The organism is Providencia sp. PROV188 (genome assembly GCF_027595165.1).
Taxonomy (GTDB): domain Bacteria; phylum Pseudomonadota; class Gammaproteobacteria; order Enterobacterales; family Enterobacteriaceae; genus Providencia; species Providencia lanzhouensis.
The window spans coordinates 1,892,346-1,906,601 of sequence record NZ_CP097291.1 but is presented as its reverse complement, the minus strand read 5'-3'; the positions used below and the strand labels follow the sequence as shown (position 1 = coordinate 1,906,601).

Below are 14,256 nucleotides of genomic sequence, written 5' to 3'. Positions count from 1 at the left end.
AAGGATAATTATTGGTGCTTAAATAACATATGACCCATTTTTTGTGCTTTCACATCTAAATAATGTTCATTGCTAGGATTTCGTCCAACAATTAATGGCACACGTTCAACGACGTTGATACCCGCTTCACGCATAATATCAATTTTTTTCGGGTTATTAGTCAGTAAGCGAACTTCATTAATGCCTAATAATTTATACATATCAGAACACAGGGTAAAATCACGTTCGTCGGCTTTAAATCCTAATTTTAGGTTAGCTTCAACGGTATCTAATCCTTGGTCTTGCAATGCATAAGCACGGATTTTGTTCAGTAACCCAATATTACGACCTTCTTGGCGGTGATACAGCAGTACCCCACGGCCTTCTTCACTAATTTGCTTGAGCGCAGCTTCTAATTGAAAACCACAGTCACAACGTAAACTAAATAATGCATCGCCAGTTAAGCATTCGGAATGAATTCGACTGAGTACTGGCGTTGCGCCTGTAATATCACCAAAAATAAGCGCGACGTGGTCACGACCTGTTGCGATTTCTTCAAACCCTACCATTAGGAATTCACCGAAAGGGGTAGGTAGTTTGGCTTCGGCAATACGTTTTAGCTGCATATTTTCTTTCATTAGTTAAAGTAACTCTTGCTGAATTAAACACGTAAATCGATATGGTACTAAAGCAATATGGTCACTAAAGTTAAATATATCGATGCTATATGACGTTTGCATATAGAGTCCGGCATTCTTTGCACACAGCCGACGCTATACTACTATAACAGAGATATTTGCAGGCTATGTAAAATTTGTTAATTAGGAAATAATTAAAACGTAAGGAATATTCTAGATGAGAAAGAGTGCCTACCTTATCGCAATAAGTGTCATTTTTTTGCTGTTACCGCCGATAGTTATGATAGCCACAGGCTGGCAGTGGACTCCTGAGCATCAGCCATCGATGAAATGGCTACTTTGGTTGACGGATAGCGCGGGATTACCTTATAGCTATGTGACGTTTGTATTTTTAACTCTTTTAACGTTAATCGTCTTTCGTCATAAGCGGAATCAATGGCTAAAGTTGCTGGTGGTTATCGCATTATGTATTCTCGGTGCGCAAGGGGTGAAATCCTTAATGAAAAGCACCTTCCAAGAACCGCGTCCCTATGTGGTGTGGCTGGAGAAAACCTATCAAATTCCCCATCAGGAATTTTATGATTTAAAACGTGGGGCGCGAGCGGATTTAATTAAAAATACCGTGAAGTCGAATACGCTTATTCCTAAATGGCAGCGTAAACATTGGCAGGCAGAAACGGGCTACTCATTTCCTTCAGGTCATATGTTTTTTGCTGCGGGATGGGCATTGCTATTAATTGCGCTGTTTTGGCAACAACGTCAATATGCATTGGGAATCATCATATTATGCTGGGCGCAGGGCATCGGATTAAGCCGTATGCTACTAGGAATGCATTGGCCCCTTGATATTATTGCCTCCACGTTGATGAGTGCGCTTTTCGCGTTGTTAGGTTACTGGATATATCAATCTCGATTCTTAGAGAAATGAATTTAACGCTAATCGGATTATCATGATGAAAAAGGGCGGTTTTTAGAGCGAATACTCTTGGCAGGCGAATAATTTACTTTGTCTGAATGCGCTGAAAATGCTACCTTATCAGAGATATGTTTTGGAGCGATAAGAACTGATAACGGGAAAAAATGTGAAATATTTTCTGATTTTATTACTAGCGGTCGCCGTTTTTATTGTGTCGATTACGCTAGGTTCAAGCAATGATCAGGTTATTACATTTAACTACCTGATTGCAAAAGGGGATTTTTCTTTATCTTCCTTACTTGCAACCTTGTTTGGTGTCGGTTTTGTGCTGGGGTGGCTGGTGTGTGCGGTGTTCTATTTGCGTACCATTGTTAGCCTTAAGAATGCACGTCGTAAAATTAGACGTTTAGAATCACAATTAGGTGCTGGAGAGAAAACTATTTCTGACTCAACCGAATTAGTGACAGCTCAGAACAAGGAATAATCCTCAATGTTCGAGTTGCTTTTTCTGTTGCTACCTGTTGCCGCTGCATATGGCTGGTACATGGGGCGCAGAAGTGCTCAGCAAGATAAGCAGCAGCATGCAAATCGCTTGTCCCGTGACTACGTGACAGGCGTGAACTTCCTATTATCTAATCAACAAGATAAAGCCGTTGATTTATTCCTCGAAATGCTCAAAACGGAAGATAGCTCCGCCTTTGAAGCTCACTTAACTCTCGGTAACTTATTCCGTTCTCGTGGCGAAGTTGAACGCGCGATTCGTATTCACCAGTCGCTGGTGGAAAGTGCCGCGCTTTCTTTTGAACAACGTTTATTAGCCACTCAACAGCTTGGTCGTGATTATATGGCCGCGGGTGTGTATGACCGTGCCGAAAACATGTTCCAGCAATTAACCGATGAAGTGGATTTTAAACAGAGTGCGCTGCAATCTTTGTTATCGATTTATCAGTTAACCAGTGACTGGGGTAAAGCGATTGAAACGGCAACCAAGCTGGTGAAATTAGGCTCTGAAGAGTTACGGGAACAAATCGCCCATTTCTACTGTGAGTTGGCGACTCAAGAATTGGCGAGTGATGATATCGACGAAGCCTTAAGCCTATTAAATAAAGGCGAGCAAGCTGACAAAAACTGCGCACGCGTTTCGATTATGAAAGGGCGTATTTTTATCGAGCAAGGCAATTATGATAAAGCGATTTCTTCCTTAGTGCAGGTTTATCATCAAGATAGAGAACTGGTTTCTGAAACGCTGCCAATGCTGTACGAATGCTATCGACACACTGGGCTGGCGGAAGGCTGGGAAACCTATTTGCGTCAATGTGTTGATGGAAATACAGGGGCAATTGCCGAGCTTTATCTCGCCGATATTATTGTTGAAAAGCAGAATCATGAAGCGGCTGCTAGCTATATCAATGACCAAATTCAACGTCATCCAACCATGCGCTTATTCTACCGTTTGATGGATTACCATCTGGCGGAAGCGGAAGAAGGTCGAGCCAAAGAGAGCTTGATTTTGCTGCGTAAAATGGTGGGTGAGCAAATTCGTACTAAACCGGATTACCGTTGCCACAAATGTGGTTTTACCTCCCGTTCGCTCTATTGGCACTGTCCATCTTGTCGCTCTTGGGACACCATCAAGCCAATTCGCGGGCTGGATGGTCAGTGACAGCGTCACTTTTAATTTCTGACAATACTCAATAAAGGCTATGAAATGATCTCCTCAACTGAGAACCTCGTTCGCGTAAACACTGACTCGCCTATCATTGTGGCTCTAGACTATGAAACTGCAGATGCCGCACTCGCATTTGTTGATAGGATTGACCCGCGCGACTGTCGCTTGAAAGTGGGCAAAGAAATGTTCACATTTAATGGTCCTCAATTTGTTAAGTCACTCCATGACCGTGGTTTTGATGTTTTTCTGGATCTTAAATTCCATGATATTCCGAATACGGTTGCTCGTGCAGTTTCCGCAGCGGCAGAAATGGGCGTTTGGATGGTGAATGTTCACGCTAGCGGCGGCGCACGAATGATGGAGGCGGCACGCCAAGCTCTTGAAAGTTACGGTAAAGATGCTCCTTTATTAACGGCTGTGACCGTATTAACCAGTATGGATGCATCGGATTTAGCGGGTGTTGGTATTAATTTAACGCCGGCAGAGCATGCTGAGCGTTTAGCGCTGTTAACTAAGCAGTGTGGTCTTGATGGTGTCGTGTGCTCAGCACACGAAGCAAAAGCGCTAAAAGCAGTATGCGGGCAAGAATTCAAGTTAGTCACGCCAGGTATTCGTCCTGTAGGCAGCGAAGTGGGTGACCAGCGTCGTATTATGACCCCACAACAAGCGATTGAAGTAGGTGTCGATTATATGGTAATTGGGCGTCCGATCACCCGTAGTGAAGACCCAGCGCTGACCCTACAACAAATTAACCAATCCATTAAGGATATCGCATGAGTGACGCTAACAGCCGTCTCGTCTATAGCACAGATATAGGACGCATTGAGGAAGAAAAACCGAAAGCCGAGCGTCCAAAAGGCGATGGTATCGTGCGTATTCGCCGTGAAACATCCGGTCGTAAAGGCAAGGGGGTTTGCGTTGTGACGGGCTTAGATCTGGATGATGCGGAATTGACAAAGCTGGCCGCTGAATTGAAGAAAAAATGCGGTTGCGGCGGTGCAGTAAAAGATGGTGATATCGAAATCCAAGGTGATAAGCGTGACTTGCTGAAACAATTACTTGAAGCTAAAGGCTACCAAGTTAAATTGGCCGGTGGTTGATTAGCAATATTTAAAAAATAACCATCCTAATAAAAATGGGGGAAATTATTCCCCCATTTGTCATTAAAGTGTGTGTTAAATTTACTTCTTCACTTGATGTCCAATAATCCCGCCGATAGCCGCGCCGCCTACTGTGCCCAGTGCGCTTCCATCCGTTAATATTGCGCCTCCAACAGCACCGACAGTCGCTCCAATCGCTGTGTTTTTATTCTGTTTTGACATATTTGAACAAGCACTGAGACCCAGTGCCACCGTTGCGATAATGACAAAAGAGAGGATGCGTTTCATGATGTTTACTCCAACTTATTTTTTATAATGATAATTACGTATCAGCATATAGCCAAAATAAAATATCATGAAAAAAGGATAGGCGGATCGGAATAATCAGAAAGAAATGTCAAGAAACGTTAGATGTTTAACATTAAATGCTAACCTATTCATATTGAATGTATTTTGACCAAACGAAAAAAGACCATCACTTAAGGTGATGGCCTTTTTGATACGAAATGGAGAATGACTACGCGGCTGGGCGAGCCACGATATTACGGGTTTCCATACGCACTTCGGCGATATTGACATCAATAATATCGTTTAATTGATAGGCTTTTTCGCCTTTGATCAACACACTGCCAGTCTCTTGGCTGCACTGAATTTCATCACGAACACTGTGCAGGAATGGCGCAGGAATAAAGGCAACGGCGCCGTTATCCACTAAACGCACACGCACACCACCGCGAGTAATATCGATAATTTCCGCAGGGAACTTAGTATCAGTGCCTTCAAACGGTTTCAGATAGCGGGAATATAACCAATCACCCACATCACGCTCAGCCATACGGTTAGCACGGCGGCGTTCTGCCAGCTTAAGGGATAACTCTTCAGTTGGTTTTTCTGGTGTTGGTGCGCCTGCAATAATCGATTTCAGCAAACGGTGGTTGACGATATCGGTGTATTTACGAATTGGCGATGTCCATGTGGCATACGCATCAAAACCTAAACCAAAGTGAGGACCCGGATCCGCTTTCACCTCCGCAAAGGTTTGGAAGCGACGAATACGACTGTCTAAGAATTGAGTCGGCTGTGAATCCAAGAGGCGGCGTAATTGACGGAAGCCTTCAAGGGTTAATAGTTCTTCACCTTTTGCTTCGATGCCATTATCTTTCAAGGTCTGAACCACTTGTTCGATTTGCAGAGGTTCAAAGCCCATATGGACGTTAAATACACCGAAACCTAATTTGTTTTTCAGCACGTTAGCCGCACATAAGTTAGCGGTGATCATCGCTTCTTCAACAATGCGATTTGCAGTACGACGGCTTTCTGAGACGATATCCACCACGTTGCCATTTTCGTCTAAAACAAAACGGTAATCCGGTCTATCTTTGAAGACTAAGGCATTATTATGGCGCCACTGTAAGCGCTTATCAGCCATCTCTTTTAATAGCAGGATTTGCTGAGTATCAGCGTCAGACTGTGGTTTCCAAGAACCAGCTTCTTCTAACCAATCAGAAACTTCGTCATAAACTAACTTAGTTTTCGATTCAACCCACGCACTGAAGAACTCAATATTGCTATCAATGGCACCGTCTTGCAGGATCTGCGTAACGCAAACCAGAGCAGGGCGACGAGCATTAGGACGCAGTGAACATAAATCATCAGACAGTTGGCGAGGCAACATTGGAATGTTGAAGCCTGGCAGGTAGTTAGTGAATGAACGGGCTAATGCCAGTTTATCCAACTCACTACCTTCTTTGATATAACTGGTTGGGTCGGCAATCGCGATATACAGTTTCAGGTTGCCTTCAGCGGTTTTTTCGATATACAGCGCATCATCCATATCTTCAGTGCTTGCACTGTCGATGGTGACAAAGTGAAGGTCAGTTAAATCAACACGTTCTAAGCCTTCATCATCACGCTCACTTTCCACCATTGCAGGCTCAGCGCGATCTAATTGGTGACGGCGTAACGTAACCCACCACGGTGCGAAATGGTCATCACCGAAGGTAATATATTCTGTAATTTCTGCGTAGAAACCTTTGTCGCCTTTTAATGGATGGCGACGCATTTCTGCGACAACCCAGTCACCTTGCTTAAATTCATGAGTGATACCATTGATTGGGCGACAGGAGATAGCATCTTTTAGCAGTGGGTGATCAGGAATAACGAACAGGCGATTGTCGTTATCTTTCTTCTGAATTTTACCAACAAAACGGTTAAGGAATGGCTCGATAAGCTCTTCAGGCTCGGCAAATTCACGGTCTTTATCCGTATGAACAGCGGCAGAAATTCTATCTCCGTGCATCACTTTTTTCATTTGCGGCGGTGGAATGAAATAGCTTTTTTGTCCATCGACTTCTAAAAAGCCAAAGCCTTTTTCAGTGCTTTTTACCAGACCTTCGACGCGAGGTGTTTTGGCATGCAACGTTTGTTTGAGTTGCGCTAATAATGGGTTGTCTTGAAACATACTTACCGTTTATTTGATGTTGAGTTTGGCTCTATTGTTGCGTAAGACAAAGTCTTAGAGCAAGAAAAAAATGCGAATGACTTTATAACTGTGTGGAAATTCGCATCTTGGGCTAAGTTGATTAATTTTCAGGGTAAATTTTATCTTTAAACTCGCAAAGATCTTCAATGATACAAGATCCGCAGCGAGGTTTGCGGGCGATACAGGTATAACGACCATGGAGAATAAACCAGTGGTGGCAGTCGACTTTAAATTCAGCAGGAACCACTTTTAATAGTTTTTCCTCGACTTCCACAACATCTTTGCCGGGAGCAAACTTGGTGCGATTACACACGCGGAAGATATGGGTATCAACGGCAATGGTTGGCCAGCCAAAGGCGGTATTGAGGACAACGTTTGCCGTTTTACGCCCAACACCTGGCAAGGCTTCTAATGCCTCGCGGTTTTCAGGGACTTGGCTATGATGTTTTTCAATCAGGATCTGGCAGGTTTTATAGACGCTTTCGGCTTTGGTATTAAATAACCCAATGGTTTTAATATACTCTTTGATGCCATCAACGCCGAGAGCGACCATTTGCTCTGGCGTATTGGCGACCGGATAAAGTTTTGCCGTCGCTTTGTTGACGCTGACATCGGTGGCTTGCGCAGACAGCAGCACTGAAATCAGTAATTCAAAAGGGGAGCTAAATTCTAGCTCCGTTGTCGGATGAGGATTGTTATCGCGCAGGCGAGTGAGAATTTCGATTCGTTTAGTTTTATTCATTGCTCACAAAGCTTCAAATTTAAGAAATATGAGTGCCACAACCTTGTTCTTTTTGGTATTCACGAGCAGGTTGTTGACCTGATTTTAGCGCCGCGCGCTTTTTCATTTTTTCATCAATAAGGTATTTACCAGCTAGCATTAAGGCTAAGCCAATAAACGCGCCCGGTGGCAGCATAGCGAGTAAAAAGGGTGAGTCAAGGTGTAAGACTTCTATCCGTAACGATTTTGCCCATGAACCTAGCAGTAGATCAGCGCCATCGAACAAGGTGCCGTTACCAAGAATTTCACGTATAGCACCCAGTACAAACAGTGCGGCTGTTGCTCCTAATCCCATCGCCAGACCATCGACGGCAGATAAAGGCACTGTGTTGCGAGAAGCATAAGCTTCAGCGCGTCCAATGACGATACAGTTTGTGACAATCAGCGGAATAAAGATCCCCAGCGATTCATACAAACCAAACGCATACGCGTTGATCAGCATTTGTACGGCGCTCACCACGGAGGCGATAATCATCACATAAATAGGAATACGGATTTCAGCAGGAACCCAGCGACGAAATGCGGATACTGCTACGTTAGTGCAGACGAGAACGAGGGTTGTTGCTAGCCCCAAACCTAATGCGTTAGTCGCTGTTGATGATACCGCTAATAATGGGCATAAACCCAGTAGTTGTACTAATGCAGAGTTATTCTTCCATAACCCTTGTGCAAATAATTCTTTAGTTTCGCTACTCATTATTCATCCCCACAAATTGGGTAATTCGCTAATTCTTCAGGTACCGTTTGGATAAATGCCGCGGTACGTTTTGTGGCATTGACAACTGCACGAGGCGTGATTGTGGCGCCTGTAAATTGATCAAAATCACCACCATCTTTTTTCACTGCCCAATGAGGGTCTTGCGCAGACTCTAACTTTTTGCCCGTAAAATGGGTGATCCAATCAGAAATGCGGGTTTCAATTTTATCCCCAAGCCCTGGTGTTTCATGGTGTTCTGTGACGCGTACACCCAAAACATTGCCTTTAAAATCTGCACCAACTAACAAGTGGATCGCACCGGAATATCCATCGGGAGCCGTGCTTTCTAAAGCCGCAGCAACAGGCTGACCATCCTTACGGGCAATATACAGATGTCGAGGGAGTTTATTTCCCAGTATAGCTTCATTGGTGACTAGATAGCACTCTTTGGCGAGCTCATTGTCATATAAGGATTCAGGCACTACTTGGTCGAGTAATTTCTTCTGCACGATAGCGGCTTGTTCCGCAATGATATCTTTCGTTAGCGTATATACAGCGGCGCTCAGTGCAGTTGTACCCGCCGCGAACAGAGCCAAGATTGTGCCATGACGGCGCATTGTATTTAACATGCTGGCTCCTTACTTATGTCCATACGCGCGAGGCTGCGTATAGTGGTCGATTAACGGTACGGTGATATTGGCAAGTAAGACAGCAAAGGCGATGGCATCAGGATACCCACCGTAAACGCGGATCACCCATACTAAAAAGCCAATTAATACACCAAAAATAATCCGTCCTTTTGGTGTAGTTGAAGCAGTAACTGGGTCAGTCGCAATAAAGAATGCACCCAACATAGTTGCCCCTGACAATAATTGAATTAATGGCGGGGAGTAGCGGCTATCATCAATTAACCAACTAACCACAGCGAGCAGGGCGAGTGTTCCAATAAATGCCACGGGAATATGCCAGCTAATAATGCGACGGCTTAGCATAATTAATCCGCCTGCCAGATAGGCAAGGTTCACCCACTGCCAACCGATACCGGCTAAAGAGCCTTGCAGGATTGGTTGCTGTAGTACATCGGAAATAGAATGGGTGAGTAAGCCCGTTTTAAAGCTATCTAACGGAGTCGCTTGGCTCATACCATCAATGCCGGTACGTAATTGATCCAACGTTATTCCCGTCGAGGTATGCCCACTAAAGATCACCATCAAGCTATCAAAGCCTGAAATATGCAGCTGTTGCAATTCTTGAGGCGGCAACCAGTTGGTCATTTGCACTGGGAATGAAATCAGCAATACCACATAACCGACCATCGCAGGGTTAAATGGATTTTGCCCCAAGCCGCCGTAGCATTGCTTAGCAATAATAATGGCAAATACAGTGCCCAATACAATCAGCCACCAAGGTGATAATGGCGGTAAGCTCACACCGAGTAATAACGCGGTAACAATCGCGGAATTATCTTTCAAAACAGGTAACACTGGCTGCTGGCGTAAGCGGATGGATATGGCTTCCGTTACTGCGGCGGTGACCATCGCAATGGCGATTTGGTATAAGGTTCCAACACCAAAAAAATAGGTTTGCACTGCAATGCCGGGGATAGCGGCAAGCAGAACCCAAAACATGACCTGGCTGGTGCTTTGGTTATCATGAGTAAATGGGGCGCTAGCAATTTTTAAACGGCGTGCTTTGCTATCAAGCGGTCTAAATTTCATCTGTTTATCACTTACTCTGTGGTGGTTTGTTCGTTTGATTGAGGTTCTGTAGATCGCTGAGCAGCGGCTTTCTTTGCCTTAACTCGGGCAATCGCAGCGGCAACGGCAGCTTTGCGCGGGTCGACTTCCTCAGCGGCTTCAGCTGGCGCTTCAACAACAGGCTCTGAAGTCTGTTGTACAGCCGCTTTTTTCGCTTTCGCTCGAGCAATGGCAGCAGCGACGGCAGCTTTACGCGGATCGACTTCCTCAGCGGCTTCAGCTGAAGCTTCAACAACGGGCTCTGAAGTCTGTTGTGCAGCCGCTTTTTTGGCTTTTGCACGAGCAATCGCGGCAGCAACGGCAGCTTTGCGCGGATCGACTTCCTCAGCGGCTTCAGCTGGCGCTTCAACAACAGGCTCTGAAGTCTGTTGTGCAGCCGCTTTTTTGGCTTTTGCACGAGCAATCGCGGCAGCAACGGCAGCTTTGCGCGGATCGACTTCCTCTACGGCTTCAACTGGCGCTTCAACAACAGGCTCTGAAGTCTGTTGCGCAGCCGCTTTTTTGGCTTTTGCACGAGCGATGGCAGCAGCGACGGCAGCTTTACGCGGATCGACTTCCTCAGCGGCTTCAGCTGAAGCTTCAACAACGGGCTCTGAAGTCTGTTGCGCAGCCGCTTTTTTCGCTTTTGCACGAGCAATTGCGGCAGCGACGGCAGCTTTGCGTGGGTCGACTTCCTCAGTGGCTTCAACAGGCGCTTCAACAACAGGCTCTGAAGTCTGTTGCGCCGCCGCTTTTTTCGCTTTTGCACGAGCAATGGCAGCAGCGACTGCAGCTTTGCGTGGGTCATCACCCTCAGCGCCGTCTGCAATAACTAAGTTATCAGATTGAGTTTGTTCCGCGACTTTTTGCGCTTGCTTAGCTCGAGCTTGGGCTTTACGCGCTTCTCTTGCTGCAATAACGGCACTATTATCCGGCAATTCGCCCGAAATAATTTTTATTGGTTCAGAGGTTGAGGCTTTCTTCGCTTTAACACGAGCCAGCGCCGCATTAACTGCATCTTTATCCGCAGTATCCACTTGAACAGCCGCTTTTTTATGGCGCTCTTCACGGGCAAGTTTTTCGCGTTCCATTCGCTGTTGTTTGGCTTCAAAGCGCAGTTTTGCTTCTGCGGAACGACGTTCCTCTTGGTCTATCTCGCGAATTTCAGCTTTTTCTTGGCGATAATATTGCACCAACGGAATATTACTTGGGCAAACATAAGCGCAAGCGCCACACTCAATGCAGTCAAACAGATTATGCTTTTGCGCTTTTTCGTGTTCGTTGCCTTTACTGAACCAATATAATTGCTGGGGCAGTAATCCCGCAGGGCAGGCATCAACACATAAACCGCAACGAATGCAGGCTTCTTCGACTGGCTTTTCACCCATTTCTTCTTGGGTAGGAACCAATAAACAGTTACAGATTTTCACCACTGGCACATTCAGATCCGGCAGCGTAAAGCCCATTAATGGGCCTCCCATAATCACCATTTGTTCACTTTCAGGTTCAAAACCAGATTGTTGAAGCAGATGCTTAACGGGAGTGCCTAAACGCGCCCAGAAGTTACCAGGCTGTTTAATCGCTTCGCCTGTCACTGTTACGACACGTTCAATCAGTGGTTGACCATCAATCACCGCGCGTTTAATGGCAACAGCGGTACCGACGTTCTGCATTAACACGCCAATTTGGGAAGAACGTGCGCCAGAAGGGACTTCCTTTCCGGTTAAGATTTTTGTGAGCTGTTTCGCGCCACCTGATGGGTATTTGGTTGGGATCACGCGTACAAAAATCTGTGAATCTATAGGCGTCAGCGCACGTTTTAATGCCTTGATAGCTTCGGGTTTATTATCTTCAATACCAATAAGTACTTGGTCTGGATTGAGTAAATGTTGTAAAACGCGGCAACCTTCAATGACTTCTTGGGCATGTTCTTGCATTAAGCGGTCATCTGCGGTGATGTATGGCTCGCACTCAGCAGCATTGATAATCAATGTTTTAATGGCATCTTTACCGCCCGCTAGCTTGGATGCTGTCGGGAAGCCTGCACCACCAAGACCGGCAATACCCGCTTGTTCAATCTTATTGAGTAAATCGGCACGTGAAAGTTGTTGGAAATTAGGCTCGGGCTGCAAAGGTGCCCAAGTATCTAAACCATCCGATTTAATTTTGACACACAGCTCTTTTAACCCTGAAGGGTGCGCAGTCACCATTGGCTCAATGGCAACAATGGTTCCTGATGTTGAGGCGTGGACAGGTACGGTACGACCGGAGCCTTTGGTAAGCGGCTGCCCTTTAAGGACGGTGTCACCAACCTTAACAATCAGTTCACCCTCAGGTCCTAAATGCTGTTGTAGCGGAATAATCAATTCGTCAGGGACGGAAGCCACTCGCATAGGCGTTTGGCTGGATTGCAGTTTCATCTCTGGCGGGTGAATGCCACCATCGAAGTCCCAAACATTATCTTTTTTCAACCACTTAAATAAATTAAGCATGGGAACCCTCTTTAACTGAAGAAAGAGGTACATCCGTAATGTTTTTAACAGGAATGGTGTTTAAATCCCATTTCCAGTTAGCGGTTGTGGTTTTAACCGGTACCATTTCAATACAATCCGTAGGGCAAGGGGCTACACACAGGTCACAGCCTGTACACAAATCTTCAATCACGGTATGCATAGCGCGAGTGGCGCCCACAATGGCATCCACAGGGCAAGCTTGAATACATTTGGTGCAACCAATACAGTTTTCTTCATCGATGACCGCCACTTTACGAACGGGATTTTGTGCCTCTTCATCGCCATCAATCGGCTGAGGATCTACGTTCATTAACTCGGCTATTTTGAGCATCACTTGCTCGCCACCAGGGGCGCATTTGTTAATCATCTCACCGTTATTGGCGACGGCTTCTGCATAGGGGCGGCACCCCGGATAACTGCATTGACCACACTGGCTTTGCGGTAAAATCGCATCCAGTTTTTCAACAATAGGGTCTTCTTCAACTTTAAAACGTAATGAGGCATAACCTAAGATCAGACCAAAGATCAGCCCGAAAACGGCTAATATGCCAATCGCAATCCACAAAGACATCATTAGAATTTCACCAAACCACTAAAGCCCATAAATGCGAGGGACATTAACCCTGCCGTGATCAGGCCAATTGACGAACCTTTAAAAGGTGCTGGGACATTTGCGACAGCCAAACGCTCGCGAATAGCCGCGAAAAGTACCATCACAAAAGAGAATCCGACGGCGGCGCTAAAGCCATAGACCGCAGATTGCAAGAAATTATGGGATTGGTTGATATTTAATAAGGCCACCCCAAGAACCGCGCAGTTAGTGGTGATCAGCGGTAAAAAGATCCCCAATAAGCGGTATAACGTTGGGCTGGTTTTTCTCACAACCATTTCGGTAAATTGCACCACGACAGCAATCACAAGGATAAAGCTCAGTGTGCGCAGATAGACTAGATCCAGTGGGATTAAGATTAACGTATCGATTAGCCACGAAGAAATAGAGGCGAGAGTCATAACGAACGTTGTCGCAAACCCCATCCCAATGGCAGTTTCTAGTTTTTTTGATACACCCATAAATGGGCATAATCCCAAGAATTTAACGAGGACAAAGTTGTTGACTAACACTGTCCCAATAAAAAGTAGAAGATAGTCGGTCATGTCATAGCCTGAAGAGAGAAAAAAGCCCAAAAACTGACCGCAGTCAGTTTAACGGAGGCTATGATATCAAAGCTATTTTTGTGATGCTTATCGATCTTGTGTGAAAGTCATTTTCACGCGTTTAGAAACTTTCATATACGGGACGAAAAAAGCAGCTCCTAAGAGTGGCCACGCGAGGATTTGTAAGGCTGCCTGGTCATCAATCGGGGAAAAAGCGAAGGTTTTTAGCCCGATTAACATTAATGCTAATAACCAGATAGTAAAACGACGGGGAAAGTGGCGAGAACGTTTAAACATCAATTGCGCCATATGCACGCTAAACAGTGACATAGCGAGGCTAATAGCAAATGATAAATACCACTGAGGAGTAATGAAACTACTCCAGCTTTCAACGGTGGTCACTATCTCATAAAACTTAATGCAGTACATCACGGTCATGCTGCAAGCAGCAAATAATGTCAGCAGTAAATAGCTTGCAGGGACTAATAGCCAGCCAGTAATGCGGTCTGCGTTATAAACAGAAGTCATAAATAAGGGATCCCTTATCATTAAATAATACAGATAAATAATAATCCTATCATAGATTTATT

16 protein-coding genes are annotated in these 14,256 nt (G+C 45.3%); 5 read left to right on the top strand and 11 right to left on the bottom strand.

Translation table 11 applies throughout. From position 1 onward, the window contains the following. Positions 1-8 precede the first annotated feature (8 nt). A complete protein-coding gene (gene ribA, locus M5X66_RS08630) occupies positions 9-605 on the bottom strand; it encodes a GTP cyclohydrolase II (protein WP_036956569.1) in 597 nt (198 codons plus the stop codon). Positions 606-834: 229 nt separating this feature from the next. Between ribA and M5X66_RS08625 the strand changes: the two genes are divergently transcribed. The 5 genes from M5X66_RS08625 (at position 835) to yciH (ending at position 4,302) form a co-directional block, all read left to right on the top strand. After that, complete coding sequence (locus M5X66_RS08625) at positions 835-1,545, top strand: phosphatase PAP2 family protein (protein ID WP_108478093.1); 711 nt, start codon at positions 835-837, stop codon at positions 1,543-1,545. A gap of 154 nt (positions 1,546-1,699) precedes the next feature. Next, the gene (locus tag M5X66_RS08620) at positions 1,700-2,017 is read left to right on the top strand and encodes a LapA family protein (protein WP_006659765.1); all 318 of its coding nucleotides are present in this window, start codon (positions 1,700-1,702) and stop codon (positions 2,015-2,017) included. 6 nt (positions 2,018-2,023) lie between these two features. Then, positions 2,024-3,196, top strand: coding sequence for a lipopolysaccharide assembly protein LapB (lapB, locus tag M5X66_RS08615; RefSeq protein WP_036956558.1), 1,173 nt, complete (start codon positions 2,024-2,026; stop codon positions 3,194-3,196). Positions 3,197-3,241: 45 nt separating this feature from the next. Then, a complete protein-coding gene (gene pyrF, locus M5X66_RS08610; protein ID WP_036956559.1) occupies positions 3,242-3,979 on the top strand; it encodes an orotidine-5'-phosphate decarboxylase in 738 nt (245 codons plus the stop codon). Continuing rightward, the gene (gene yciH / locus M5X66_RS08605) at positions 3,976-4,302 is read left to right on the top strand and encodes a stress response translation initiation inhibitor YciH (RefSeq protein WP_036956560.1); all 327 of its coding nucleotides are present in this window, start codon (positions 3,976-3,978) and stop codon (positions 4,300-4,302) included. Before pyrF ends, yciH begins: the two co-directional genes overlap by 4 nt. 81 nt (positions 4,303-4,383) lie before the next feature. On the opposite strand, the gene osmB is transcribed toward yciH, so the two are convergent. From osmB to M5X66_RS08555, 10 genes are all read right to left on the bottom strand, one after another. Continuing rightward, on the bottom strand, positions 4,384-4,590 hold the full coding sequence (osmB, locus tag M5X66_RS08600; protein WP_006659769.1) for an osmotically-inducible lipoprotein OsmB: 207 nt from the start codon (positions 4,588-4,590) through the stop codon (positions 4,384-4,386). Positions 4,591-4,819: 229 nt separating this feature from the next. Further along, positions 4,820-6,763: an exoribonuclease II gene (locus tag M5X66_RS08595; protein ID WP_154633894.1), complete on the bottom strand. Its 1,944-nt coding sequence runs from the start codon at positions 6,761-6,763 to the stop codon at positions 4,820-4,822. A gap of 121 nt (positions 6,764-6,884) precedes the next feature. Continuing rightward, complete coding sequence (gene nth / locus M5X66_RS08590) at positions 6,885-7,526, bottom strand: endonuclease III (RefSeq protein ID WP_036956562.1); 642 nt, start codon at positions 7,524-7,526, stop codon at positions 6,885-6,887. A 19-nt stretch (positions 7,527-7,545) separates the two neighbouring features. After that, on the bottom strand, positions 7,546-8,262 hold the full coding sequence (locus M5X66_RS08585) for an electron transport complex subunit E (protein ID WP_154599233.1): 717 nt from the start codon (positions 8,260-8,262) through the stop codon (positions 7,546-7,548). Beyond that, the gene (gene rsxG / locus M5X66_RS08580) at positions 8,262-8,891 is read right to left on the bottom strand and encodes an electron transport complex subunit RsxG (protein ID WP_036956566.1); all 630 of its coding nucleotides are present in this window, start codon (positions 8,889-8,891) and stop codon (positions 8,262-8,264) included. Before rsxG ends, M5X66_RS08585 begins: the two co-directional genes overlap by 1 nt. 9 nt (positions 8,892-8,900) lie before the next feature. Next, positions 8,901-9,980: an electron transport complex subunit RsxD gene (gene rsxD / locus M5X66_RS08575; RefSeq protein ID WP_036956568.1), complete on the bottom strand. Its 1,080-nt coding sequence runs from the start codon at positions 9,978-9,980 to the stop codon at positions 8,901-8,903. An 11-nt stretch (positions 9,981-9,991) separates the two neighbouring features. Beyond that, positions 9,992-12,490 carry an electron transport complex subunit RsxC gene (gene rsxC, locus M5X66_RS08570; protein ID WP_270104016.1) on the bottom strand — a complete coding sequence of 833 codons (2,499 nt, stop codon included), beginning with the start codon at positions 12,488-12,490 and terminating at the stop codon, positions 9,992-9,994. Further along, positions 12,483-13,085: an electron transport complex subunit RsxB gene (rsxB, locus tag M5X66_RS08565; RefSeq protein ID WP_036952312.1), complete on the bottom strand. Its 603-nt coding sequence runs from the start codon at positions 13,083-13,085 to the stop codon at positions 12,483-12,485. Before rsxB ends, rsxC begins: the two co-directional genes overlap by 8 nt. Beyond that, complete coding sequence (gene rsxA / locus M5X66_RS08560; protein WP_036952315.1) at positions 13,085-13,666, bottom strand: electron transport complex subunit RsxA; 582 nt, start codon at positions 13,664-13,666, stop codon at positions 13,085-13,087. Before rsxA ends, rsxB begins: the two co-directional genes overlap by 1 nt. 87 nt (positions 13,667-13,753) lie before the next feature. Continuing rightward, positions 13,754-14,194 (bottom strand): DUF2569 domain-containing protein, encoded by a 441-nt coding sequence (locus M5X66_RS08555; RefSeq protein ID WP_036952319.1) that lies wholly within the window; start codon positions 14,192-14,194, stop codon positions 13,754-13,756. Between the last annotated feature and the right edge of the window lie 62 nt (positions 14,195-14,256).